Raw genomic sequence first — 23,773 nt, 5'->3', positions numbered from 1 at the left:
GTTCGGGCCGACCGGACTGCTGGGCCTGGTTCTTGGCGGTATCGAAGCATGGCGACCTGGCCCCCTCCCCGCCGCGCGGGAAGAGGGAGGCGGTCGGCGACGGCGGGAGCGGTGCTCCGGCCTGCCTATTTCTTCCAGGCTGGACGCGGGATGAGCGGCTGGCTGGCGCCGGCTCGATCACCCGGTGCGATGGCGACGAACTGGCCGTTCTGCCACTGACCGGCCCACCACAGATCGCGCAGCTGATTGTCTTCGAGCTTCGTGTCTCCGAGCACGGTGTCGAAGCTGCCGGAAGAGATTTCGGCCGCCACCGCTTCGCGGTCCAGCCCCTTGCGCTTGATCGCCTCCTGGAGGATCTCCAGGGAAGCATAGGTGACCACGCTTGCCCAGTAGTCCGGCACCTTGCCGGTGGCCGCCTCGTGACGCTTGCGGTAGTCGGCGATCTTCTCGCTGGTGCCGTCGATCCCGCCGATCCCCATCACGCCGGTGATCGCCTCGCCGTTGTTCTTGGCATAGACAGGAAAAGCGGTCCCCACCCCGAGATACAGGACCTTCGGGTTGAAGTCGGCGACCTGCGCCTGCTGGGTCAGGGCGAAGGTCTCCGGCGGATAGGAGAAGGCGATGAAGGTGTCGGCGCCGCTCGCCTTTGCCTCGTTGATCATCGGCGTGAAATCGGTGGTCCCGACCGGATAGGTTTTGTCGTAGACCACCTCAATGCCGGCGTCCTTGAAGGCAGGGCGTGCCGCCGTCACCAGATCGATGCCGAAACCGTCGGCGATCGAGATCATCGCCACCTTCTTGTTGATCGTTCCCTTGTCGGCGGCGTCAAGCAGCAGCTTGGCCAGCGCGCCCGTATAGTCATGACCGCCACCGAGCAGCCAGAAGCTCTTCTTCCAGCGCTTGACGAATTCCGGCGCCTTGTCCGTCACCGACGTGGCGGCCAGATGCGGATAGCCGTAGCGGTCGAGCAGCGGGGCGGCGGCCAGGTTGTAGCCGGTGCTCCACGGCGGCAGGATGAAGTCCACTTCGTCCTGGGTGGCGAGCCTTTGCAGCGCGCGAACCAATTCCTCGGCCGAAGAGCGGTCGTCATATTCGACGACCTCGATCGGCAGCCTCTTGCCGTCCGGCATTTCGAGCCCGCCGGCCGCATTCACTTCCTTGACCCAGAGCTGGTAGTTGGGCAGCGTGGTGATGCCAGTGCCACCGGCATTCGGGCCGGTCAGCGACAGCGCATAGCCGATCTTCACCGAGGTCCGCTCTTGCGCCAGCGCGCCGGTCGCGCCCCCGCCTGCCAGCATGGCCGCCGTGCCGGCGATAACGCCAAGCACCTGTCTGCGTTGAAACAGTGTCATGGTAGTCCTCCCAAATGGCCTGCCTCCACAGGCGTTCCGTCCTGTCACCGCGGCGGTTTCGTCTCCTCCGACCCGCTGCGATTTCCTGACAATCATAAGACTAGCCCCACCTCCCTGGCGAATGAATAGACTTTTGCAGGAGTTATTTGTACTTTTCACGGATAGAGGAGATGTTATGCCAGCTTCCGGCCTTTTCGTCCCGCGACACCGCAGCGCCATAGCCACCTCCAGCCCGACCGAGGCGCGGTTGTTCGGCGTGTCTCTGTCGCCGCTCGGCTGGACCTTTCGCGGTAGAAGGAACCGGTTGATCATCCTTCTGTCGGGCTCGGGACGCATCACCATCGGCGATAGCGAAGTGTCGCTTGCGGGGCCGGCGATCCTGTGGACGCCGGCCGGCGACAGGGGGGCCGTGACCATCGACGCCGGCACGGAAGGGGCGGCGCTGGCGATCCCCGAACTGGAACTCGGCCCCGCCATGCCGGCCGGCGCCATTTTCGCAGAGGTTCGCAATGCCCTGTCCCAGCCGATCCTCGGCGCGCGCATTTCCGCCGCCGACGCGCGACGCCTGTGCGCCACCATTGGAACGATCGAGGAGGAGCTGAAGGAAAACGGCCCTGGCGCCCAGGAGGTGATCCGTCATCATCTGGCGCTTCTGGTCATCGCCATCTGGCGGCTCGCCAATATCGAGACCCGCCAGCCGAAGCCCTCGCCGCGTACCATCGTGCGCGGCTTCGTGCATCTGATGGAACTGCATATCCGAGATCATTGGACGGTTGGCGACTATGCAGCCGCACTCGACATTCCGGCAGACCGGCTGAACACGGCGATCCGTCGCGCGGCCGGCCGAACCCCGCAGGACCTGATCCATGCCCGCATCATGACCGAGGCCGCCACTCTGCTCGACGGCTCGACATTGCAGATCGGCCAGATAGCCACCATCCTCGGCTTCAAGGACGCCGCCTATTTCAGCCGTTTCTTCAAACGGCTTTCCGGCATTTCCCCCCGCGCCCACCGCGAAGGCGCAAGCAATCGCAACCGCCCGCGCGACACGAGCTTCGCCGCCTGGCCGTAAAGCCGCATCAGCAATCCCGCGCCCTGCGTTTCTATCCGCCCAGAACCGACATATGGCGCGCTATTCCGTTGATGGCCTGGCCTGAAATCTCGAACGAATGGCCCTTCGGTTTGCAGCCAAGCGCATCCCGGATCATGCGACCCACAACGACGGCCGGATCTTCGCCACGCAAGGCATCGCGAAGCCCGACTGAGCCCTCCTGCCCCATGCAGGTGAAGAGATCGCCGGTGCAGCTGATGCGGACGCGATTGCAGCTTGCGCAGAAATCGCAGGACAACGGCGTGATGAAGCCGAGCCGTCCGCCGGTTTCGGCAAGGCGCACATAACGGGCCGGACCACCGGTACGGTCTTCGACGGCAACCATCGTCCAGCGTTCCGCGAGCGATCGGCGAAGATCGCGCAGCGACAGGAAACTCTCGCCACGGTCATGACCCGCTTCGCCGAGCGGCATTTCCTCGATCAGCGTCAGGTCCATGCCGCGGCCGTGGGCAAAGCGGATGAGATCGTCGACTTCGCGCTCGAAGGCGCCGCGCAGCGCGACCGCGTTGAGCTTGACCTTGAGCCCGGCGGCAAGCGCGGCGTCGATCCCGTTCAACACGGCATCGAGCCGGCCCCAGCGGGTGATCTGCGCATAGCGGGCGGGGTCGCGACTGTCGAGCGAGACATTGACGCGACGGACGCCCGCGGCAAACAACGCCTCCGCATGACGCGCCAGCAGCGTGCCGTTGGTGGTCAGGGTCACCTCGTCCAGATCGCCGTTCCGCAGATGGGCCGACAAGAGCTCGAACAATTGGATGATATTCTTGCGCACCAGCGGCTCCCCGCCGGTTAGTCGGATCTTGCGCACCCCGCCGCGCATGAACACCTGCGCCAGGTCATAGAGTTCCTCCAGCGACAGCACGTCCCGGCGTGGCAGGAAGGTCATGTGCTCGGCCATGCAATAGGTGCAGCGCAGATCGCAGCGATCCGTCACGGAGAGCCGAAGATAGGTGACCTGCCGGCCGAACTGATCGATCAGCGGGGAAGGCCCTGCCCCGGGATCGGTGATGACCCGACGTTCATGCCGCATCGCAAGACGTCCTCGCCGCTTCGACGGCTGCGCGTGCCCATTCGACCACGACGGCCTCATCCGGCGCCAGCACCGCGCCGAGTTCGCCGGCAAACCCTTGCCACGCCTCGACATAGTTTTCGCGCACCGCCGTCAGGAGGGGAATGCCCCGCGCGCAGGCCTCCTCGATGACGGCGCGAAAGCCCTGGCCCTCGGATTCCCCCTTGCCGAACCGGTTGAGGATCAGAAGGTCGGGCCGCCTGTCGAGCCCCGCCAGCAGTGGACCGGCGACGCCCGCCAGCGCCTGCGGATCGAGCCGGCAACCGCGCGCGCCAGAGCCCAGGGCCTGCGAGATGATGTGGTGCTCGCCGCTCGCGATATCCTCCAGATCGATCCGGTTGCAGCACTCGCCGTCGCCGCCGCTTTCCCGCTGAAGGAAGCCGGCGACGATTACCCCCTCCTTCTGCAGGACGCGGGCGACCGCTTCGAGAATATCGTCGACCGGGCGGTCCCGCTCGACGCGGATGGCGGCCTGGAGGGGGAAATCATGGTCTTTCATGGTGCTTTCCTGGACGATCCGAAGGTGATGACCGGCGGCGCTATGCCCTCGTCGCAACGAAACTCCGCCGCACTCCTGTCGCAGTCGCATTTCAGGTCGCGCAGCAGGCCGTCCTTCAGGCCGTAGATCCAGCCGTGGATGGTGAGCGGACGCCCACGCTTCCAGGCCGATTGCAGGATCGGGGTGCGCGACAGGCTTTCCACCTGCCCCACGACCGTCAGCTCGCAGAGCCGGTTCAGCTTCTCTTCCGTCTCGTCAATCCTCGCCAGTTCCGCGCAGTTCGCCTGCGCCACGTCCCGGATGGGCTGCAGCCAGTGATCGATGATGCCGTGGCGATGCCCGTCCATGGCCGCTCGGATACCGCCGCAGCCATAGTGCCCGCAGACGATGATGTGCTTCACCTCGAGGGACTCCACGGCAAATTCCAGCACCGACAGCAGGTTGAGATCGGCCCGGTGGACGAGATTGGCGACATTGCGGTGGACGAAGACCTCGCCGGGCTCGAGCCCGGTGATGACATTGGCGGGAACCCGGCTGTCGGAGCAGCCGATCCACAAATATTCGGGCCGCTGCAGCGCCGACAGCCTGTCGAAATAATCGGGGTCTTCCGTGCGTTTGGCCGCCGCCCAGCGGACATTGTGGTCGAAGAGATCAGAAAGCATCGCGGTACTCCAGGGCTGACGTCCCGTCCGGGCGGAGCGGCAAGGCTTGGCGGAACATCCCGAAGTTTGCCCGTTTCGCCTTGTCGTTCCTTTCCGTCATCGCCACTCCGTCACTGCATCAAAGGTCCGTCGGCACCGAGCACGTCGATCCCGGTGATCGTGGCGTCGGCGGCCAGGATGGCGATGAACTGCGACACGGCCTTCGACCAGGTCGAGGCTTCGAGCCAGCCGGCGATCCGGTCCTGCACGAAGTCGAACGGCAGTTGCTCGCCATCGATCCGCCGTTCCAGCCGGATGATGTGGAAGCCGAACCGGCTTTCGACCGGCCGTGGCGTGATCTCGCCTTCCGTCATCCGCGCCAGCGCCCGCTCGAATTCCGCAACCGTGCTGCCGCGGGTCAACTGGCCGAGATTGCCGCCCTGGGCCGCGGAGGGACAGGCCGAATGGGTCCGCGCCATCGTCGCGAACTCGCTGGGGTGCTCGACAAGGACCGTCGCCAGCCGTTCCGCGTCGTGGCGGGCCGCATCGCGGGCCCGTTGGTCCGCGGGATCGGCGGCGATCAGGATATGGCTCGCCTCGAAGATCGGCTCGCTGCGGAACTTCGCCCTGTTGTTCTCGTAGAAGCGCAGGCATTCCTCCGCCGTCGCGGAGGGAACGGAAACCTCCTGCTCGATCAGCATCCGGATGGCTGCGTCCTCGTCGGTTTCACGACGCCCATCCGCGTTCCGTTCAGGCGCCAGGACAAGGTTCAGTTCGACGGCCCGCTGCAGCAGAAGCTCGCGCACGGCCAGCGCCCTTGCCGCCGCCAGGAGGGCCGCGCCAGGGTTTTCGGCCGGATGGTTCTGCGCCTCGGCGAGAATGTCGCTTTCGGCGATCTCCACCCCGTTCACCGACACTGCGTCGAGCACCGGTCGGGCTTTCGGCGGAATGCGGGTATCCGGCTCCTGGTAGGTCGAATAGCTGTCCTTGTGCCCGGAGCCTTCGGGCGCGCCGGTACCCTTGTTCGCATTGTTAAAAAGGGTGACCATGGATCTACTCCGCCGGAATACGGTTGACGGAAGCGCTGCGATTGCGCTGCCGCACGACCTGATAGCCCGGGCGCCAGAGATAGCGCACGGGTGCGCTCAGCATGTGCACCAGTCGGGTGAACGGGAAGAGCAGCAGGATCGTCAGGCCGAGGAAGAGGTGCAGCTTGAACACCAGCGCCGCGTCGGCGACATAGGAGGCCGCATCCGGATTGAAGGTGAAGATGCCCTGTGCCCAGTTCATGAACTTTACCATTTCGTGGCCGTCGAGATGGGCAAGCGAGGTCGGGATGGTCGAGAGCCCGAGGAAGAGCTGGATCCAAAGCAGAATGATGATCAGCGTGTCGGTGGTGCTCGACGAGGCGCGCACGCGCGGATCGAACAGCCGGCGATGGACGAGAAGGGTGGCGCCGATGATCGCCATGACGCCGGCAATGCCGCCGGCCACCACGGCCAGCGTCTGCTTGGCGCTGTGGCTGATGCCGAGGGTGTCGAAGATGACGATCGGCGTCAGCAGGCCGACCAGATGGCCGGCGAAGATGAACAGCACGCCGAGATGAAACAGCACGGAGCCCCAGATCAGCTGCCTGCGACGCAAGAGCTGGCTCGACCCCGAGCGCCAGGTATAGGGCTCGCGGTCATAACGGATGATCGAGCCGAGGATCAGCACCACGAGCGCGATGTAAGGGTAGATGCCGAACAACAGCGAATTGAAAAAACCAGACATGTCCTGCCCTCCTAAACCGGTATCGTGTTCAAGGGATCGTTCGGCTTGCGCGCCGCCGCCCGCATCTGTGTGCGCAGCCGGTCGGGGCCGCAGCTGTTGTCACCCGCATTGCCGCCGAAGGTGACGACCTCATCCTCCCAGATGCGGTCCATCGCCTCGAGGTCGTTCGGATCGTCCTCCGCGCCGTCCAGCAGCTCCTTCAGGAGCTTCTGGTCCGGCTTGCTTTTCGACACGAGAGCAAGGGCCGAAAACGCGTTGGAATAGACTGAATCGCGCTTCCTCAGCCGCTCGCCGATCGCCGCCGTGATATGACCGGTCTGGGCGAGCAGGTCGTCGACTTCTTCCGTTGTCAGGGTCGCAAGGAATTCCAGGAACAGCGGCAGATAGTCCGGCAGTTCCTTGGCGTCGATTTCAAAACCCTGGTCCTCGTACATGGTCTTCAGGTCGACCATGGCCTGGCCGCGGTCGCGGCTCTCGCCATGGACATGCTCGAACAGGTTGAGCGACAGCGACCGGCTGCGGTCGAACAGGTAGACGTAGCGCTCCTGAGCCTCGTAAAGGTCCTGTCCGGCGAGATCGTCGATCAGGCGGCCAAGCAGCAGCCTGACCTCCCGGGAGATCGTTCCGTCATCTTCGACCGCCGCCTTGAGTTCCGGCGCTCCCTCGATGAGTTCCTCGGTCGGGTAGCTGAGCAACAGCGATATTGCCTTCAGTGCCTTGTGCATCAGAGGCGCTCCTTGAACAGGTCGGTCGGGGTCTGGACGACCTTGCGGCGCTTGGCGCCGAAGAGGTCGCTGTCGGACGTGCCGCCCGAGCAGCCATTGCCGAAGGAGAATCCGCAGGAACCACGGACGTCATAGGCGTCCTCGGTGACCTCGCGATGCGTCGTCGGGATGACGAAGCGGTCCTCGTAATTGGCGATCGCCATGATGTGGTACATTTCCTCGATCATCTCGGCGCTCATGCCGACCTTCGCGGCAATCGACGTGTCGATGACGCCGTCGATCGTCTTCGAGCGCATGTAGGCGCGCATGGCGAGCATGCGCTCCAGCGCCGAGACCACGGGGGCCTCCTTGCCGGCCGTCAGAAGGTTGGCGAGGTAGCGAACCGGAATGCGTAGCGACCGAACATCCGGCAGCGGGCCGTCCATGCCGAGCTTGCCCGACTGGGCCGCCGACTGCAGCGGCGAGAGCGGCGGGATGTACCAGACCATCGGCAGCGTGCGGTATTCCGGATGGAGCGGGAAGGCGATCTTCCAGTCCATCGCCATCTTGTAGACCGGCGAACGCTTGGCGGCCTCCAGCCAGGCATCCGGGACGCCGTCCTTGCGGGCCTGCTCGATGACGGCCGAATCGTTCGGATCGAGGAAGATCTTCAGCTGTTCCTCGTAGAGATCCTGCTCGTTTGCCGTGGATGCTGCTTCCGATATCCGGTCGGCATCGTAAAGGATGACACCGAGATAGCGGATACGTCCGACGCAGGTTTCCGAGCAGACGGTCGGATGGCCCGCCTCGATGCGCGGATAGCAGAAAATGCACTTTTCGGATTTGCCCGAGTTCCAGTTGTAGTAGATCTTCTTGTAGGGACAGCCCGACACGCACATGCGCCAGCCGCGGCATTTTTCCTGGTCGATCAGGACGATGCCGTCATCCTCGCGCTTGTAGATCGCCCCCGACGGACAGGCGGCTGCACAGGTCGGGTTGAGGCAGTGCTCGCACAACCTCGGCAGATACATCATGAAGGTGTTCTCGAACTGGCCGTAGATTTCCTTCTGCACACCCTCGAAATTGTAGTCCTTCGAGCGCTTCTCGAACTCGCCGCCGAGGATTTCCTCCCAGTTCGGACCCCATTCGATCTTTTCCATCCGCTCGCCGGTGATCATCGAGCGCGGCCGTGCCGTCGGCATGGCGCGGCTTTCGCCGGCTGTCTGCAGGTGGCCGTAGTCGAAGTCGAAGGGCTCGTAGTAGTCGTCGATTTCCGGCAGGTCGGGATTGGCGAAGATCTTGGCGAGGATGCGCCACTTGGCACCCATCTTCGGCTCGATCTTGCCGTTCGACTTGCGGACCCAGCCGCCGTTCCACTTCTTCTGGTTTTCCCATTCCTTAGGGAAACCGATACCGGGCTTGGTCTCGACATTGTTGAACCAGGCGTATTCGACACCTTCGCGATTGGTCCAGACGTTCTTGCAGGTGACCGAGCAGGTGTGACACCCGATGCACTTGTCGAGGTTCAGGACCATGCCAATTTGCGCGCGGATTTTCATTCTGCCGCCTCCTTGTTGTCTGCGACGCCTTCGGTGTGCGGCCCTTCCAGCCAGTCCACCGTTTCGAGTTTGCGGACCACGACGAATTCGTCGCGGTTGGCGCCGACCGTGCCGTAGTAGTTGAAGCCGTAGGCCTGGTGGGCGTAGCCGCCGATCATGTGGGTCGGCTTGGTGATGACGCGCGTGACCGAGTTGTGAATGCCGCCACGCTGGCCGGTGATCGGCGAGCCGGGCGTGTTCACGATCTTCTCCTGGGCATGGTACATGAAGATCGTACCGTCCTTCATGCGCTGCGAGACCACCGCGCGGGCGACGATGGCGCCGTTGGCGTTGTAGACCTCGACCCAGTCATTGTCGGCGATGCCGGCCCGCTTGGCGTCGGGCTCGGAAATCCACACGACAGGGCCGCCGCGATTGAGCGTCAGCATCATCAGATTGTCGCTATAGGTGGAGTGAATGCCCCACTTCTGGTGCGGCGTGATGAAGTTCAGCACCAGATGCGGCTTGCCGTCCGACTTCGCCTCGATCGCCGGATTGACGGTCTTGGTGTCGATCGGCGGCCGGTAAACGCAGAAGCCTTCGCCGAAGGCGCGCATCCACAGGTGATCCTGATAGAGTTGCTGGCGGCCGGTGAGCGTCCGCCACGGGATCAGCTCGTGGACGTTGGTATAACCGGCATTGTAGCAGACCTTCTCCGATTCCAGGCCCGACCAGGTCGGCGAGGAGATGATCTTGCGCGGCTGGGCGACCACATCGCGGAAGCGGATCTTCTCGTCTTCCTTCGGGATGGCGAGATGGGTGTGGTCGCGGCCGGTGAACTTCGACAGCGCTTCCCAGGCCTTGACCGCCACTTCGCCGTTGGTTTCAGGCGCGAGCGACAGGATGACCTCGGTTGCGTCGATATCGCTGTCGATCCTCGGACGGCCCTTTGTGACGCCCTCCTCCTGCACGACGCCGTTCAGGCGGGCGAGCAGGTCGACTTCGTGCTCGGTATTCCAGGCAATGCCCTTGCCACCATTACCGAGCTTCTCGAGCAGGGTGCCGACCGAGGTGAACTTCTTGTAGAGGTTGGGATAGTCGCGCTCGACCACCGCGACCGTCGGCATGGTCCGACCCGGGATGGGCTCGATCTCGCCCTTCTTCCAGTCCTTGACGTCGAACGGCTGGGCGAGTTCGCCGGCGGTATCGTGCAACGTCGGCACGAGGACGACGTCCTTCTCCACCCCGAGGACCTCCGGCGCGACCTCCGAGAACTTGCGGGCAATGCCCTTGAAGATCTCCCAGTCGCTGCGCGCATCCCAGGCCGGATCCGCCGCACTCGACAGCGGATGGATGAAAGGATGCATGTCGGACGTGTTGAGATCGTTCTTCTCGTACCATGTGGCCGTCGGAAGCACGATGTCGGAATAGACGCAGGTGGTCGACATGCGGAAGTCGAGCGTGACCAGCAGGTCGAGCTTTCCTTCCGGCGCGTCCTGGTGCCAGACGGCTTCCTTGGTGATCTGGCGACCTTCCTCGCCGAGATCCTTGCCAAGCACGCCGTGCTTGGTGCCGAGCAGGTGTTTGAGGAAATATTCATGCCCCTTGCCGGACGAGCCGAGCAGGTTGGAACGCCAGACGAACAGGTTGCGCGGCCAGTTGGCCTTGTCGTCCGGGTCCTCGCAGGACATGGACAGCGTGCCGGCCTTCAGTTGCTCGGCGACATAGTCCTTGGCTTCCTTGCCGGCCGCTGCCGCGTCCTTCGACACCTGAAGCGGATTGGTCTTCAGCTGCGGTGCCGACGGCAACCAGCCCATGCGCTCGGCACGGATGTTGTAGTCGATCAGTGTCGCGTCCCAAGGACCTTCCGGCGCGGTCGGCGAGAGGATCTCGTCCACCTTCAGCGTCTCGTAGCGCCACTGGTCGGTATGCGCGTAGAAGAAGGATGTGCCGTTCATGTGGCGCGGCGGACGGTTCCAGTCGAGCGCGAAGGCGAGTGCCGTCCAGCCGGTCTGCGGGCGCAGCTTCTCCTGTCCGACATAATGGCTCCACCCGCCGCCGGACTGACCAACGCAACCGCACATCACCAGCATGTTGATGATGCCGCGATAGTTCATGTCCATGTGGTACCAGTGGTTCAGACCGGCACCGAGGATGACCATGGAACGACCGTTCGTCTTTTCCGCATTGCTGGCGAATTCGCGGGCGACCGCGATGATCTGGTCGCGCGGAACGCCGGTGATCTTCTCGGCCCAGGCCGGCGTGTAGGGCAGGTTTTCCTGGTAGGACTTGGCCGAGTTCGGATCGTCGAGGCCGCGGTCGAGACCGTAGTTGGCGACGAACAGATCGAAGACGGTGGCAACGAGTGCTTCGCCGTCGGCGAGCTTGACCTTGCGGGCCGGCACCTTGCGAACCAGCACGCTGGCATGGTCGGTGCCCTCGAAGTAATCGTGCTCGCGATTGCCGAAATAGGGGAAGCCGACATTGGCGATCGTGTCATGCTCGCCGTCGAGGATGAAGCTCATGGCGAGTTCGACGTCGGCGCCCTTGCCGTCCTTCGCCTCAAGGTTCCACTTGCCCTGCTCGCCCCAGCGATAGCCGATCGAACCGCCCGGCGAGACGAACTGCTTCGTCTTGGCATCGACCGCGACCGTCTTCCATTCCGGATTGTTCGTCTCGTCGAGCGCGCCGGTGAAGTCGGAGGCCCGTACGAAGCGATCGGGGATGAAGTGGCCGTCCTTGCCGACCAGTTTGACCAGCATCGGCATGTCGGTATAGCGGCGACAGTAGTCCTCGAAATATTCGGCCTGGCGGTCGAGATGGAACTCGCGCAGGATGACGTGGCCCATGGCCATGGCGAGCGCGGCGTCGGTTCCCTGCTTCGGATGCAGCCAGAGATCGGAGAATTTCGCCGCTTCCGAATAGTCGGGCGAAATCACCACCGACTTGGCGCCCTTGTAGCGCGCCTCGGTATAGAAATGGGCATCGGGCGTGCGCGTCTGGGGGACGTTGGAGCCCCAAAGGATCAGGAAGCCGGAATTGTACCAGTCGGCCGATTCCGGAACGTCGGTCTGCTCGCCCCAGGTCATCGGCGAAGCAGGCGGCAGGTCGCAGTACCAGTCGTAGAACGACAGGCAGACCCCACCGAGCAGCGACAGGTAGCGCGAGCCGGCCGCATAGGAGACCATAGACATGGCCGGGATCGGCGAGAAGCCCACCACCCGGTCCGGGCCATAGGTCTTGACCGTATAGGCGTTGGCGGCGGCGATGATCTCGTTGACCTCGTCCCAGGTGGCGCGCACGAAGCCGCCGAGACCGCGCATCTTCATATAGTCGGCGCGCTTCTCCGGGTTCTCCTGGATCGCCGTCCAGGCGCCGACCGGGGTCTTGATCGTGCGTTCCTTGCGCCACAGCTTGAGCAGGCGCGAGCGGATCAGCGGATATTTCACCCGGTTGGCAGAATACATGTACCAGCTGTAGCTGGCGCCGCGTGCGCAGCCGCGCGGCTCGTGGTTGGGAAGGTCCGGCCGGGTGCGGGGATAGTCCGTCTGCTGGGTTTCCCAGGTAACGATCCCGCCCTTCACATAGATCTTCCACGAACAGGAACCCGTGCAGTTCACGCCATGCGTAGAGCGCACGATCTTGTCGTGCTGCCAGCGCTTGCGATAGGCGTCTTCCCAGTCGCGGTTCTCGGTCGTGGTGACGCCGTGGCCGTCCGAGAAGGTATCGGCATTCTTGCGCGCCAGGAAGTTCAGGCGATCGAGCAAATGGCTCATGGTGTTTTCCTCCAGATTCAGGCGGTTGCGGCGACCGGGCTGACCCGGCCTCGCTCGACGTCATGGAGCAGTCCGCCCTTGCGGGTGTAGACGGCCCAGGTGATCGCCAGGCAGGTGACGTAGAAGAACAGGAAGGCCCAGAGCGCTGCTTCCGGCCCACCGGTCATGGCGATCGAAGTGCCGTAACCCTTGGGGATGAAGAAGGCACCGAAGGCGGCGATCGCCGAGGTGAAGCCGGTGATCGCGGCCGATTCCTTCTCGGCCTGCAGGCGACGTTGTTCCGGGGTTGCCTGCGGCATCAGCCGGCCCATTTCCTTGCCCATGATCGCCGGGATCATCTGGAAGGTGGAGGCATTGCCGACGCCGGTGGCGAAGAACAGCAGCAGGAAGGAGGCGAAGAACCCCCAGAAGGCATTCGGCTGTTCCTTGATGCCGATGAACCACAGCACACCGGAGACGCCGATCATCATCAGGGCGAAAGCCCAGAAGGTGACCCGTGCCCCGCCGTACTTATCGGCAAGCCAGCCGGTGCCGGAGCGCGACAGAGCGCCGACCAGCGGACCGAGGAAGGCGAACTGCAGCACGTTGACGTCCGGAAAGAGCGTCTTGGTGAGAAGCGGGAAGCCTGCCGAATAGCCGATGAAGGAACCGAAGGTGCCGGTGTAGAGCCAGCACATGATCCAGTTGTGCTTGCGCTGGAAGATCACGGCTTGCTCGGCGAACGAGGCCTTGGCCGAGGCGATGTCGTTCATGCCGAACCAGTTGCCGAGCGCAGCCAGGATGATGAACGGCACGAAGAAGAAGCCGGCATTCTGCAGCCAGAGCGGCGCCTCTCCCGTCGCCGATTTGACGATGGCCGGATCGCCGCCAAGACTGCCGAAGATGCCGGCGGTGATGGCCAGCGGCACGACGAACTGGACGACGGAAACGCCGAGGTTGCCGAGGCCGGCGTTAAGCGCCAGCGCATTGCCCTTCTCCGCCTTGGGGAAGAAGAAGGAGATGTTCGCCATGGAGGAGGCGAAATTGCCGCCACCAAAGCCGCACAGCAGCGCCAGCAGCAGCAGGATCGCATAGGGCGTGTCGGGGTTCTGCACGGCATAGCCGATGCCGAGCGCCGGGATGATCAGCGACCAGGTGGTGAGCGTCGTCCACAGGCGCCCGCCGAAGACCGGTACCATGAAGGAATAGAAGATGCGCAATGTCGCGCCCGACAGGCCCGGCAGCGCGGCCAGCCAGAACAGCTGGTCGGTGGTGAAGGTGAAGCCGACCAGCGGCAGCTTGGCGACGACGACCGACCACACCTGCCAGATGGCGAAGGACAGAAGCAGCGCCGGGATCGAGAGCCACAGATTGCGGCGGGCGATCTTGCGGCCCTTTTCCGACCAGAAGGTCTTGTCTTCCGGCCGCCAGTCGGTCAGCACGGCGGCGCTTTCCTTGACCGGTTTGCCCACACCCTGGCCCATGCCCTGCATTTCGGGGAAGGACGGCAGCTCGGCGAGTTTCTCGCCTGCGGTTTCCTTTTCCATCTGGCGAACAGCGAAGTGCATCCAGGTGAGCGAACCGAGCGCGATCAGGAAGAGCAGCATGAAACAGCTGGTCCACAGACCGGTGAGATCGAGCAGCAGGCCGAAGACGATCGGCAGGATGAAGCCGCCGAGACCACCGATCATGCCGACCAGGCCGCCGACGGAACCGACATTGCCGGGATAATAGACGGGGATGTGCTTGAACACCGCGGCCTTGCCGAGCGCCATGAAGAAGCCGAGGATGAAGACCGTGACAGTGAAGCCGATGAGGCCCATCTCAGCATGGAAGGCAATCGGACCGTTGACGCCCTGGATGACGTAGTCCGTCGGCGGATAGGAAAGCACAAAAGTGGCGGCGACGGAGACCAGGAAGGTCCAGTACATGACGCGGCGCGCCCCGTAGACGTCGGAGAGATGGCCGCCATAGGCACGGAACAGGCTGGCGGGGACCGAGAAGAAGGCGGCGATCATGCCGGCGGCCCGAATGTCGACGCCATAGACCTTGATCAGATACTGCGGCAGCCACAGCGCCAGCGCGACGAAGGCACCGAAGACGAAGAAATAATAGAGCGAGAAGCGCCAGACCTGGACATTCTTTAGCGGCTCGAGCTCCAGCCAGGTGCTCTTCGGCTTTTCGCCGGTGCGGCGGCGCTCAACGAGGACCGGGTCATCCTTGGTGGTGAACCAGAAGACGATCGCCATGACCACCAGCGCGCCGGCCCAGACCTGGGCGACCGCGTGCCAGCCGAAGGCAACCAGCACCAGGGGCGCGAGGAACTTGGTGACTGCAGAGCCGACATTGCCGGCGCCGAAGATGCCAAGCGCCGTGCCCTGCTTTTCCGGCGGATACCAGCGCGACACATAGGCCACGCCGACCGCGAAGGAGCCGCCGGCGATGCCGACGCCGAGCGCTGCGACCAGCATTTGCGGATACGTGGTGGCGTAGGTCAGGAAGAAGGTTGCCACGGCGGCGGCAAGCATGGTGGCGGTGAAGACGACACGACCGCCATAGCGGTCCGTCCAGATGCCCAAGACGACGCGGATGAGCGATCCGGTGAGGATCGGCGTGCCGACCAGCAGGCCGAACTGGGTTTCGGAGAGATTCAGATCCTTGCGGATCTGAATGCCGATGATTGCAAAGATCGTCCATACGGCGAAACAGACGGTAAAGGCGATGGTACTCATCGCCAAAGCAGTCCTTCGCCCCTGCGGATTGCCATCCAATGGGTTTGGCATAGCCATGCTCCTGGTTCGGATTACACGTATTTCCAAGCAATAAGAGACCAGTCGCGGATTGTTTTTGTTGATCTGGGTCAACAGTATTGTATTTAGGCGATATTTTTTCTAAACTGCATTTAGCATTATTTGAATGCTACTATTTTGACTCTACGTTTTACTTAGTTAGCCTAGCGATTTGACATTTTTCGTTCCATCGTTTGATATCCGCAGCAACGAGCCGGGACCGACGCGATGCGCGCTGAAGATATCGAGAAGCTGAAATGTCTGAACGTCTTCAGGGGGGTGAAGGAAAACACCTTCCAACGGGCAATAGCCCCCAGCTTCCTGCAATCATTCCCTGCCGGAACGATACTCCTCGAGGAGAATAGGCCAGCAGATTTTCTCTACATCGTCCTCGACGGACTGGTAGAAATGTCGTCGTCTGCAACTGGTGACGAGACGGTAATTGAAATACTCGGGCCCGTAAATCTGTTCATACTTGCGGCCGTGCTCAACAACGACATCTGTCTTCAGTCCGCCAGAACCCTGACGCCTGCCCGGATCCTGATGATCCCCGCCAACCTCATTCGCGAGCTGCTGGCAGAGGATCACGATTTCATGAAGGCGGTGGTGTTCGAACTGGCAAGCGCCTACCGGCGCACGGTCAAGGAATTGAAGAACCAGAAATTGCGCAGCGGAGCGGAACGGCTGGCCAACTGGCTGCTCCGGGAGGAGCGCAGCCAGGGCGGCGAAGGGCGCCTGACCATTCCGTACGAAAAACGGATCCTGGCCGCCTATCTCGGCATGACGGCGGAAAACCTGTCGCGCGGGTTTTCTGCCCTGTCGGCGCACGGCGTCACTATCAAGGGACTGCAGGTCGACATTGTCGATATCGGCAAGCTCATCGATTATGCCCGGCCCTCGCCGCTGATCGATGAGGGCGAACCGCGATTGCCGCGAAACCAACTGACCGCTGCGACACTTTAGCTACCGACGCATGGACCGCCACGACACAGCGGCGATGGACGCCCATACAGCCGTGCGCAGAAGCATCGCGCCAACGGTACGCATCTCGTAGAGCCCGCCGCCTGCCACATGCAGCCCGAAAGCTGCAAGCACCAGCGCCGTCGCCAGGGCAATCGCAATGGATAGCCAGACCGCCAAGCGCCGTTTCAGCAGGAGCCCCAGCCCGGCCAAGACATAGAAGAATCCGGCGATGAAATTGAACCACAAGACGAATGGAACGGCATTGCCCACGGCCGCCCGTGCCGCCTCGTCGCCGAACAGCGCCGTACCGCCGGAGAAGATCGTCAACAGGCCAAAGACAAGACCGAAGGCGCCTGCCGCCTTCAGTCCCCGGCCGCCGTGTGGAATCGTGCTCATGCAGTGCTCCCTTCCTGGTTTTCCAACTTACCATCGCGCAGATGGAAAAGCCGATCGAAACGGTCGTAGATCTTTTCGTCATGGGTCACCGCGACAATGCAGGCCTCCTGTTCGGCGGCGAGTTTGCGCAGCAGATCCATGACGATCCCAGCCCGCTTGGAATCGAGCGCCGCGGTCGGCTCGTCGGCGAGAATGATGCGCGGGCTGTTGGCGAGCGCGCGGGCAATCGCCACGCGTTGCGCCTCGCCGCCCGACAGCAGCGCCGGCATGGCATCCTTGCGGTGGCCGACTTCCAGGTAGTCCAAGAGTTCGATCGCCCTGCGCCTTGCCTCGCCGGCCGACTTCCCCGCCAGTTGCAGCACCAGCGCGACATTGTCCTTGGCGTCGAGGAACGGCAAGAGGTTGTGAAACTGGAAGATGAAGCCGATCTTGTCGAGCCGCAGCCGCCGGAGATCACCCCTCAGCCAGCGGTTCTCGTAGACCGGCTCCCCGTCCAGCCACACCCGCCCCTCGGTCGGGTCGATGATGCAGCCGATGATGTTGAGCAGCGTGGTCTTGCCCGAGCCGGACGGCCCGAGCAGCGCCACGACCTCGCCGGAGCGGACCTGAAGGTCGACCCCGCGCAGGGCATCGACGCGCGTCGCTCCCTCTCCATAGTGCTTGGAGATGGCCTTGAGGTCGATGATCAGGCGGCCTTGGGGATCAGCCATCGCGTCAGCCTCCGATTGCGGTCGCCGGATCGACCCTGAGCGCGGCACGAATGCCGAGGCCGCTGGCGAGGATGCAGACAACCAGAATAATGCCGGCAAGAGCCGCCGCATTGATCGGCTCCAGCATCACGCGGCGGGGGAAATAGTCCTTGATCAGCAGGATCAGCATCAGTCCGAAGCTCCAGCCGACGGCACCGAGCGCGATCGATTGCTGGACGATCAGCCCGATGATGGTGCGGTCGGGCGCGCCGATCAGCTTGAGCGTCGCGATCTGCTTCAGCTTCTCCATGGTCATGGTGTAGATGATGAGCGCGATGACGACGGCCGAAACGGTCAGCAAAATACCGAGAAAAAGGCCGATCTGCCGGCGTGCCCTGTCAACGACGGAGCGGACCAGCAAGTCCTCCTGGTCGGCCTGCGTCATGGCCGAGAGGTGTTTCCACTGGCGAACGGTGCGCGCTACCGAATCCACATCGGCATTGGCATCGACGCGGGCGATGACGGCGGCCACCGTGTTGCCGCTCTCGCCTGTCGCGCCGCGCGCTTCAAGGATACGGGCGGCAGGCGGTGCGAGCTGCGATTGCAGCGTCTGCGCATCCGAAAGCGTGATGTAGAGCACAGGATCGCCGCCGGAGTTCATCGCATCCTCGACAAGTCCGACAACTTCGAACCGGTTTCGGCCGAGCGTGATCCGATCGCCGATGGCGAGCCCCGACTTGCGGTCCGCGACCGCCTCGAAATGGCTCTGCCCGATGCCGCGCCCCTCAACCACCGCATCCGGGCCGCCGGGACGGCCACGCTCGTAGCCGATGATGTAGAGCCGGAGCGTCTTTCCGGCAAAGGCGGCTTCGACGGTCTGGTAGGTGATGCTGCCGGCATCGCTGACGCCGTGCAGACGCGCCACGGCATCGCGCGTCTCGCCGGGGATCTTGGAGGATTCGGCGAACGGGCCTTGCCGACCGGCTTCCACCACCCAGAGATCGGCCTTGGGAGCCTTGACGATGTTCAGCGCATCGGCCACGAGGCCGTTGTAGATCCCCATCATCGCCAGGACCACGGCCATCAACAGACTGAGACCGAGACAGGTCAGCACGAAGCGGAACAGATTGTGGCGGACATCGCGATAGGCAAGGTTCATGGCCGCGTCTCCCCGGCCATGCGTGCGGCCCGGCCCTCCACCAGCCCCTTCGACGGCGCGGTCACGACGCTGGCGCCGTCCGGCAGGCCGCTCACGATCTCGACCCGCGCATCCTCCGTTCGATGGCCGAAGGTCACCGGCACCTGGACCAGTTTGCGGTCCACGACGACGAACACCCGCCCCTGATGGCCGTCGAAGCCGCTGATCGCCGCCTCCGGCACCAGCAGCGCCTCCGGCAGTTCGTCGACCGTGATCCGCACCTCGGCCTGTTCGCCGAGAAAGGCCTGCGGCGGACACTTGTCGCAGGTGATCCAGACGCGGCGCTCCTCGTTGGCGCGGTCGCTCTCGATGCCGATGCGCGCCACCTTCCCCCTGTAGACGTCATGCGGCATGGATCGCAGCCGAACCTCGGCCGGCTGTCCGACGGCCAGCGCGCCGGCGCGTTCCTCGTCGATGTATGCCAAAGTCCAGACGGTCTTGGGATCCATGAGCGTGAAGATCGCATCACCGGTGCGCACGACGGCACCAGCTTCGGCATGGCGAGCGACGACGACCGCGTCGAAGGGTGCCTGCAGAACATGCTGCTTGAGCACGGCGGTCTCATAATCGAGTGCCGCGGCGGCATCGGCCGCTTGTGAAACGAGAACATCCACCTCCGTCTGCGCGACGGTGAGTTCGGCGGCTGCAACCTCAACGTCGCGTTTCGCCTCCTCGGCGGTCTGACGAGAAATCGCATTTCGACCAGCCAGTTCCTGCTGGCGTGTGTCGTCCGCCTGGCGTTGAGCAAGCACTGCCCTGGCTTTCTCGACATTGGCCTTCGCCTTGCGGGTATTTGCCGCCGTAGCGGCAATTGCCGCCTTGGCCCTTGCCACCCGGGCCTGCTGCGCATCCCGATGCAATCGCGCCAGCTCCTGGCCGCGCGTCACGACGTCACCGCTATCGACGGAGAGATCGGCCAGCGCACCGCCGACCTCGAACCCGATCTTCGATACGATCCGCGCCTCGACCGTGCCGAGCCCGTACACCTTCACCGCGACATTCCGCTCGACGGCGGCAACCGGAACGACGATCGGCCGCTTGGTCAAAAGGACATAGGCTAGAACACCTGTCGCGACGACCGCCACGGCCACCAGCAGGACTTTGATCTTTGCGCCCATCATGACTGCTTCCCCTCTATCGCCGACCCCAGGAACAACGCCATCTGCACGGTCAGTAGCCGTGCGCCCTCCGGCCGCAAGGCAAAGCCGCGCCCACCGAGCGACCATCGCATCGCCAGCCCCTGGACAAGCGAGATCAGCAGCACCGCGCCGTCCGCCGGATCGAGGTCCTGGCGGACCGTACCGGCATCGCGCGCCGCAGCCAGTTCGCCGGCAAGGATGCCGTGAAACGCCGTCATCAAACCGACGAAGGACTGGCGGAGCACGTCGTTCTCGACACGCAGTTCGCGCGAGAACAGGATCGCGGGTATGGCAGGGTTGGCTTCGATCAGCGCGAGCTGAGCATCGACCAGCGCCACAATTCGGCCTTCCGGCGTCGCGCTCGAGGCCTGGGCCTCACCCCAGGCCGCCTGCAGCCGATCGGCAATATCCGCCGCCACGGCCTGCCACAGGACGGTTTTTGTCGGGAAGTGCCTGAAGATCCCCGGTTGCGTCAGCCCGACAGCTTCCGCGACGGCATTGGTGGTCAGTCGGTCGGGCCCCAACTCGTCGGCAAGTCGCAGCGCCGCCCGCAATATCTCGTCCTTGCGCTCATCCGCCGTCTTACGCACCATCGTCGATCCGATCCTATAGTTAGTTATCGATCACTAACTATAGGAATGATGAAGAAAAGTCGAGGGGCTTTTTATGCGCAATCGCGTCAATCATTGATGGGGGGGGGGGTATCAGCCGGACAAACGTCGAACCAGGTCCACCGATCCGACCAGTCGGCATCCGCGCGTGAGACAGGATAATGACCGGCAATTTGACATTCATCTGCGGTGCGCCTACCTCGGAAAATCAACGCGTTGAACCGCCGGCCGTCCGGCCGAGCGTATTTGCCCGACTGCATGTTTGGAGGCGAAATGTCCGTTGCGCTGCCTGGAACCAAATGGTTGCCGCTGCTGCAGCAGGGCCTGACCATTCGCGCGCCCGCGATGATCGTTACGATCTACGGCGATATCGTCGTGCCGCGCGGCGGCGTGTTGTGGATGGGCACGCTGGTGGAGATCTGCGCGCGGCTCGGGATCAGCGAGACGCTGGTGCGCACCGCCGTCTCACGCCTGGTCGCGGCCGAGCAACTGGTCGGTGAGCGTGATGGCCGGCGATCCTACTATCGGCTGGCATCCGGTGCGCGGACGGAGTTCGCCGCCGCAGCGAGGTTGCTTTACGGCCCGCAGGCCGAGGCCGACGGTTTCCTCATCCATCATGCGCCGGGCCTTTCCGACGAGGTCATCCGCCGATTGCGTCTCGGCCGCATGGGGCCGGACCTCTACCTTCGGCCAAATCATCCGGAAAATGCTCCGCTTCCCGGCCTTGCCTTCCGCGCCGACGTCATGAAGGGCGGCGGCATGCTGGCCGAGTATGCGGCAACGCTCTGGGACCTCGGGTCATTAGCCGACGAGTACCGCGCGATGATCGATCTGTTCTCGCCGCTCGCGGCGGCGCTGGAGCAAGGCGAGACCTTGCTGCCGGCCGATGCGGTCAGCGCGCGGCTTCTGTTGGTTCAGGTCTATCGCGCCGTGCTTCTGCGTGATCCACGGCTGCCCGCCGACGCACTTCCCCTCGATTGGCCGGGTCTTGCGGCCCGCCGGCTCTTTGCCCGTCTCTACCGCTCGCTCTCCCCCCTGGCCGACGCCCATATCGCTGCCCGGTTCGAAGGCCGAGATGGCCATCTGCCGGCTGAAACGGCCGAGACCGCGACACGGCTGCAATCACTGTCGCTCGAGATTGCAAACTAAGTAGCAGAAAGAAAAAAGGATAATTCCTGCTCGGTAGGCAATCGACCCAAAACATCACGCATTCATCAAAAAACCGCTTTCCTGTGTGATGTTTTGGCGCTATAAGCTGACCGAACGGTTGGCGAATTGGAGACATGCCAGCTGCAGCTGATACTCGTGGAGGAGTGATCGATGAGCCAAGCCTTTATCTGCGATGCCGTGCGAACACCCGTCGGCCGCTATGGCGGGGTCCTCGCATCCGTGCGGGCGGATGATCTGGCTGCGTTGCCGCTGGCCGCGCTGATGGCGCGCAATCCGAGTGTCGATTGGTCCAAGGTCGACGACCTTATCTACGGCTGCGCCAACCAGGCCGGCGAAGACAATCGCAATGTCGGCCGTATGGCCGTTCTCCTGTCCGGCATGCCGATCAATGTTCCGGCAACGACCGTCAATCGCCTCTGTGGTTCCGGCATGGATGCCGTCGGCATGGCCGCGCGGGCGATCCGCGGCGGCGATTGCGACCTGGTGATTGCGGGTGGCGTCGAGAGCATGACGCGCGCGCCTTTCGTCATGCCGAAGGCGGATGCGGCCTTTTCCCGTTCGAACGCGGTCTACGACACCACGATCGGCTGGCGCTTTCCCAATCCCGAACTGAAAAAGAAGTTCGGCACCCATTCCATGCCCGAGACGGCCGACAATGTCGCCGAGCAGTACAATGTCAGCCGCGCCGATCAGGACGCCTTTGCCGCCCGCAGCCAGGCCCGCTGGGCCGCAGCCCAGGCCGCCGGTGTCTTTGCCGACGAGATCGTCCCCGTGACGATCCCGCAGAAGAAGGGCGAGCCGCTGGTCGTCTCGATCGACGAACATCCGCGTCCCGGCACCACGGCCGAACAGCTGTCGAAGCTCAAGGGCGTCAACGGCCCGGATCTCAGCGTCACCGCCGGCAATGCCTCCGGCGTCAACGATGGCGCGGCCGCGCTGGTGGTCGCCTCGGAAGCCATGGCCAGGGAACAGGGTCTGGCACCGCGCGCCCGGATCGTCGCCATGGCCGCAGCCGGCGTCGAGCCGCGCATCATGGGTGTCGGCCCGGTGCCGGCGGTCCGCAAGGTCCTGGCCCGCGCCGGCCTGTCGCTTTCGCAGATGGACGTCATCGAGCTCAACGAGGCGTTTGCGGCCCAGGCGCTCGCCGTCCTTCGGGAACTCGGGCTCCCCGACGATGCTGCGCATGTCAATCCGAACGGCGGCGCCATCGCGCTCGGCCATCCGCTCGGCATGTCCGGCGCCCGCCTCGTCACCACCGCCATGTACCAGCTTCACCGCACCGGGGGCCGCTATGCGCTCTGCACCATGTGCATCGGGGTGGGCCAGGGCATCGCCATCATCATTGAACGGATCTGAGCAGGGAGGAAACCGCCATGTATGCGCAAATGGTCAAGACCGACAGTGATCGGGTGAAGTCGCCGAACGAGATGTCACCGCAGGAGCGGGCCTTTCAGGAGCGCATCGACCGGGGCGAGAAGATCGAGCCCAAGGAGTGGATGCCCGAAAGCTACCGCAAGACGCTGATCCGCCAGGTCGGCCAGCACGCCCATTCAGAGATCGTCGGCCAGCTGCCGGAGGGCAACTGGATCACCCGGGCGCCCACGCTGGAGCGCAAGGCGATCCTTCTGGCCAAGGTGCAGGACGAGGCGGGCCACGGCCTCTATCTCTATTCCGCCGCCGAGACCCTCGGCGTCAGCCGCGACGAGCTTCTCGCGCTGCTGCATTCCGGCAAGATGAAGTATTCCTCGATCTTCAACTATCCGACGCTCAACTGGGCAGACATCGGTGCGGTCGGCTGGCTGGTCGATGGCGCCGCGATCATGAACCAGGTGCAGCTGCAGAAAACCTCCTACGGCCCCTATAGCCGGGCGATGATCCGCATCTGCAAGGAAGAGAGCTTCCACCAGCGCCAGGGCTACGACATCATGATGAAGATGGCCTTCGGTACGCCCGAACAGAAGGCGATGGCGCAGGATGCGCTCAACCGCTTCTGGTATCCGTCGCTGATGATGTTCGGTCCGTCCGACAAGGACTCCGTGCACTCCGCGCAGTCGATGCAGTGGAAGATCAAGATCAACACCAATGACGAACTGCGCCAGAAATTCGTCGACCAGACGGTGCCGCAGGCCAAGTATCTTGGGCTCACCATCCCCGACGAGAACCTGCGCTGGAACGAGGAGAAGGGCGGATACGACTTCTCCGAGCCGGACTGGGAAGAGTTCTTCAACGTCATCGCCGGCAATGGACCCTGCAATGCCGAGCGCCTCGGTGCCCGCGTCACCGCCTGGGAAGAAGGCGCGTGGTTCCGCGATGGCCTGATGGCCCATGCCGAAAAGCAAGAGGCGCGCCGGGCCGGGCGCAAGGCTGCCTGATCAA

At 63.7% G+C, this 23,773-nt stretch carries 20 protein-coding genes; 5 read left to right on the top strand and 15 right to left on the bottom strand.

The genetic code is table 11. The annotated features are described in order from the left end of the window. Nucleotides 1-125: 125 nt before the first annotated feature. Nucleotides 126-1,352 (bottom strand): amino acid ABC transporter substrate-binding protein, encoded by a 1,227-nt coding sequence (locus RHIZ70P_RS15200; protein ID WP_115671321.1) that lies wholly within the window; start codon nt 1,350-1,352, stop codon nt 126-128. Nucleotides 1,353-1,527: 175 nt separating this feature from the next. Here RHIZ70P_RS15200 and RHIZ70P_RS15195 point away from each other — a divergent pair, with 175 nt between their 5' ends. Next, the gene (locus RHIZ70P_RS15195; RefSeq protein ID WP_181904039.1) at nt 1,528-2,424 is read left to right on the top strand and encodes a helix-turn-helix domain-containing protein; all 897 of its coding nucleotides are present in this window, start codon (nt 1,528-1,530) and stop codon (nt 2,422-2,424) included. Between the two features lie 31 nt (nt 2,425-2,455). Here the strand turns inward: RHIZ70P_RS15195 and moaA are convergent, their stop codons facing one another. The 9 genes from moaA to RHIZ70P_RS15150 form a co-directional block, all read right to left on the bottom strand. Next, nucleotides 2,456-3,493, bottom strand: a complete 1,038-nt coding sequence (moaA, locus tag RHIZ70P_RS15190) for a GTP 3',8-cyclase MoaA (protein WP_115671319.1) — start codon at nt 3,491-3,493, stop codon at nt 2,456-2,458. Next, nucleotides 3,483-4,031 (bottom strand): DUF2478 domain-containing protein, encoded by a 549-nt coding sequence (locus tag RHIZ70P_RS15185; protein ID WP_115671318.1) that lies wholly within the window; start codon nt 4,029-4,031, stop codon nt 3,483-3,485. The genes moaA and RHIZ70P_RS15185 overlap by 11 nt, the downstream gene beginning before the upstream one ends. Further along, nucleotides 4,028-4,693, bottom strand: coding sequence for a carbonate dehydratase (gene can / locus RHIZ70P_RS15180; protein WP_115671317.1), 666 nt, complete (start codon nt 4,691-4,693; stop codon nt 4,028-4,030). Before can ends, RHIZ70P_RS15185 begins: the two co-directional genes overlap by 4 nt. 110 nt (nt 4,694-4,803) lie before the next feature. Next, on the bottom strand, nt 4,804-5,721 hold the full coding sequence (locus tag RHIZ70P_RS15175) for a peptidylprolyl isomerase (RefSeq protein WP_115671316.1): 918 nt from the start codon (nt 5,719-5,721) through the stop codon (nt 4,804-4,806). A gap of 4 nt (nt 5,722-5,725) precedes the next feature. Next, nucleotides 5,726-6,445 (bottom strand): respiratory nitrate reductase subunit gamma, encoded by a 720-nt coding sequence (gene narI / locus RHIZ70P_RS15170; RefSeq protein WP_115671315.1) that lies wholly within the window; start codon nt 6,443-6,445, stop codon nt 5,726-5,728. Nucleotides 6,446-6,456: 11 nt separating this feature from the next. Continuing rightward, the gene (gene narJ, locus RHIZ70P_RS15165) at nt 6,457-7,170 is read right to left on the bottom strand and encodes a nitrate reductase molybdenum cofactor assembly chaperone (protein WP_115671314.1); all 714 of its coding nucleotides are present in this window, start codon (nt 7,168-7,170) and stop codon (nt 6,457-6,459) included. Then, nucleotides 7,170-8,708 (bottom strand): nitrate reductase subunit beta, encoded by a 1,539-nt coding sequence (narH, locus tag RHIZ70P_RS15160; RefSeq protein WP_115671313.1) that lies wholly within the window; start codon nt 8,706-8,708, stop codon nt 7,170-7,172. The genes narJ and narH overlap by 1 nt, the downstream gene beginning before the upstream one ends. Then, nucleotides 8,705-12,463 carry a nitrate reductase subunit alpha gene (locus RHIZ70P_RS15155; RefSeq protein ID WP_115671312.1) on the bottom strand — a complete coding sequence of 1,253 codons (3,759 nt, stop codon included), beginning with the start codon at nt 12,461-12,463 and terminating at the stop codon, nt 8,705-8,707. Before RHIZ70P_RS15155 ends, narH begins: the two co-directional genes overlap by 4 nt. A gap of 17 nt (nt 12,464-12,480) precedes the next feature. Next, nucleotides 12,481-15,225, bottom strand: coding sequence for a nitrate/nitrite transporter (locus tag RHIZ70P_RS15150; RefSeq protein ID WP_147294008.1), 2,745 nt, complete (start codon nt 15,223-15,225; stop codon nt 12,481-12,483). 234 nt (nt 15,226-15,459) lie between these two features. Here RHIZ70P_RS15150 and RHIZ70P_RS15145 point away from each other — a divergent pair, with 234 nt between their 5' ends. Then, nucleotides 15,460-16,194: a cyclic nucleotide-binding domain-containing protein gene (locus RHIZ70P_RS15145; protein ID WP_115671310.1), complete on the top strand. Its 735-nt coding sequence runs from the start codon at nt 15,460-15,462 to the stop codon at nt 16,192-16,194. On the opposite strand, the gene RHIZ70P_RS15140 is transcribed toward RHIZ70P_RS15145, so the two are convergent. From RHIZ70P_RS15140 to RHIZ70P_RS15120, 5 genes are read right to left on the bottom strand one after another with little or no spacing between them, the layout of a single operon-like run. Further along, on the bottom strand, nt 16,195-16,590 hold the full coding sequence (locus RHIZ70P_RS15140) for a hypothetical protein (protein WP_115671309.1): 396 nt from the start codon (nt 16,588-16,590) through the stop codon (nt 16,195-16,197). Beyond that, complete coding sequence (locus RHIZ70P_RS15135; protein ID WP_115671308.1) at nt 16,587-17,300, bottom strand: ABC transporter ATP-binding protein; 714 nt, start codon at nt 17,298-17,300, stop codon at nt 16,587-16,589. Before RHIZ70P_RS15135 ends, RHIZ70P_RS15140 begins: the two co-directional genes overlap by 4 nt. A gap of 4 nt (nt 17,301-17,304) precedes the next feature. After that, entirely contained in the window at nt 17,305-18,438 is a 1,134-nt protein-coding gene (locus RHIZ70P_RS15130) for an ABC transporter permease (RefSeq protein ID WP_115671307.1), read from the bottom strand. After that, nucleotides 18,435-19,598 (bottom strand): efflux RND transporter periplasmic adaptor subunit, encoded by a 1,164-nt coding sequence (locus RHIZ70P_RS15125; RefSeq protein ID WP_115671306.1) that lies wholly within the window; start codon nt 19,596-19,598, stop codon nt 18,435-18,437. Before RHIZ70P_RS15125 ends, RHIZ70P_RS15130 begins: the two co-directional genes overlap by 4 nt. After that, a complete protein-coding gene (locus RHIZ70P_RS15120) occupies nt 19,595-20,209 on the bottom strand; it encodes a TetR/AcrR family transcriptional regulator (protein ID WP_181904038.1) in 615 nt (204 codons plus the stop codon). The genes RHIZ70P_RS15125 and RHIZ70P_RS15120 overlap by 4 nt, the downstream gene beginning before the upstream one ends. 291 nt (nt 20,210-20,500) lie before the next feature. On the opposite strand from RHIZ70P_RS15120, the gene RHIZ70P_RS15115 reads away from it, so the two are divergent. The 3 genes from RHIZ70P_RS15115 to paaA all read left to right on the top strand — a co-directional run bounded on the left by RHIZ70P_RS15115 (nt 20,501) and on the right by paaA (nt 23,769). Beyond that, nucleotides 20,501-21,376 carry a PaaX family transcriptional regulator C-terminal domain-containing protein gene (locus RHIZ70P_RS15115; protein WP_115671366.1) on the top strand — a complete coding sequence of 292 codons (876 nt, stop codon included), beginning with the start codon at nt 20,501-20,503 and terminating at the stop codon, nt 21,374-21,376. A 171-nt stretch (nt 21,377-21,547) separates the two neighbouring features. Next, nucleotides 21,548-22,753, top strand: a complete 1,206-nt coding sequence (pcaF, locus tag RHIZ70P_RS15110) for a 3-oxoadipyl-CoA thiolase (protein ID WP_115671305.1) — start codon at nt 21,548-21,550, stop codon at nt 22,751-22,753. 17 nt (nt 22,754-22,770) lie between these two features. Then, nucleotides 22,771-23,769, top strand: a complete 999-nt coding sequence (gene paaA / locus RHIZ70P_RS15105; RefSeq protein WP_115671304.1) for a 1,2-phenylacetyl-CoA epoxidase subunit PaaA — start codon at nt 22,771-22,773, stop codon at nt 23,767-23,769. Nucleotides 23,770-23,773 lie beyond the last annotated feature (4 nt).

Origin of the sequence: Paenirhizobium selenitireducens ATCC BAA-1503, assembly GCF_900492185.1 — a bacterium.
Classification (GTDB): Bacteria; Pseudomonadota; Alphaproteobacteria; order Rhizobiales; family Rhizobiaceae; genus Allorhizobium; species Allorhizobium selenitireducens_A.
This window is presented reverse-complemented; position numbering and strand designations above follow the sequence as displayed.

Coding starts and splice junctions, on each gene's coding strand:
- can (WP_115671317.1), bottom strand. CDS start 4,693: ATGCTTTCTGATCTCTTCGACCACAATGTCCGCTGGGCGGCGGCCAAA.
- RHIZ70P_RS15125 (WP_115671306.1), bottom strand. CDS start 19,598: ATGATGGGCGCAAAGATCAAAGTCCTGCTGGTGGCCGTGGCGGTCGTC.
- RHIZ70P_RS15140 (WP_115671309.1), bottom strand. CDS start 16,590: ATGAGCACGATTCCACACGGCGGCCGGGGACTGAAGGCGGCAGGCGCC.
- narJ (WP_115671314.1), bottom strand. CDS start 7,170: ATGCACAAGGCACTGAAGGCAATATCGCTGTTGCTCAGCTACCCGACC.
- moaA (WP_115671319.1), bottom strand. CDS start 3,493: ATGCGGCATGAACGTCGGGTCATCACCGATCCCGGGGCAGGGCCTTCC.
- narI (WP_115671315.1), bottom strand. CDS start 6,445: ATGTCTGGTTTTTTCAATTCGCTGTTGTTCGGCATCTACCCTTACATC.
- RHIZ70P_RS15175 (WP_115671316.1), bottom strand. CDS start 5,721: ATGGTCACCCTTTTTAACAATGCGAACAAGGGTACCGGCGCGCCCGAA.
- RHIZ70P_RS15155 (WP_115671312.1), bottom strand. CDS start 12,463: ATGAGCCATTTGCTCGATCGCCTGAACTTCCTGGCGCGCAAGAATGCC.
- RHIZ70P_RS15135 (WP_115671308.1), bottom strand. CDS start 17,300: ATGGCTGATCCCCAAGGCCGCCTGATCATCGACCTCAAGGCCATCTCC.
- pcaF (WP_115671305.1), top strand. CDS start 21,548: ATGAGCCAAGCCTTTATCTGCGATGCCGTGCGAACACCCGTCGGCCGC.
- RHIZ70P_RS15185 (WP_115671318.1), bottom strand. CDS start 4,031: ATGAAAGACCATGATTTCCCCCTCCAGGCCGCCATCCGCGTCGAGCGG.
- RHIZ70P_RS15200 (WP_115671321.1), bottom strand. CDS start 1,352: ATGACACTGTTTCAACGCAGACAGGTGCTTGGCGTTATCGCCGGCACG.
- paaA (WP_115671304.1), top strand. CDS start 22,771: ATGTATGCGCAAATGGTCAAGACCGACAGTGATCGGGTGAAGTCGCCG.
- RHIZ70P_RS15120 (WP_181904038.1), bottom strand. CDS start 20,209: ATGGTGCGTAAGACGGCGGATGAGCGCAAGGACGAGATATTGCGGGCG.
- RHIZ70P_RS15150 (WP_147294008.1), bottom strand. CDS start 15,225: ATGCCAAACCCATTGGATGGCAATCCGCAGGGGCGAAGGACTGCTTTG.
- narH (WP_115671313.1), bottom strand. CDS start 8,708: ATGAAAATCCGCGCGCAAATTGGCATGGTCCTGAACCTCGACAAGTGC.
- RHIZ70P_RS15115 (WP_115671366.1), top strand. CDS start 20,501: ATGTCCGTTGCGCTGCCTGGAACCAAATGGTTGCCGCTGCTGCAGCAG.
- RHIZ70P_RS15130 (WP_115671307.1), bottom strand. CDS start 18,438: ATGAACCTTGCCTATCGCGATGTCCGCCACAATCTGTTCCGCTTCGTG.
- RHIZ70P_RS15195 (WP_181904039.1), top strand. CDS start 1,528: ATGCCAGCTTCCGGCCTTTTCGTCCCGCGACACCGCAGCGCCATAGCC.
- RHIZ70P_RS15145 (WP_115671310.1), top strand. CDS start 15,460: ATGCGCGCTGAAGATATCGAGAAGCTGAAATGTCTGAACGTCTTCAGG.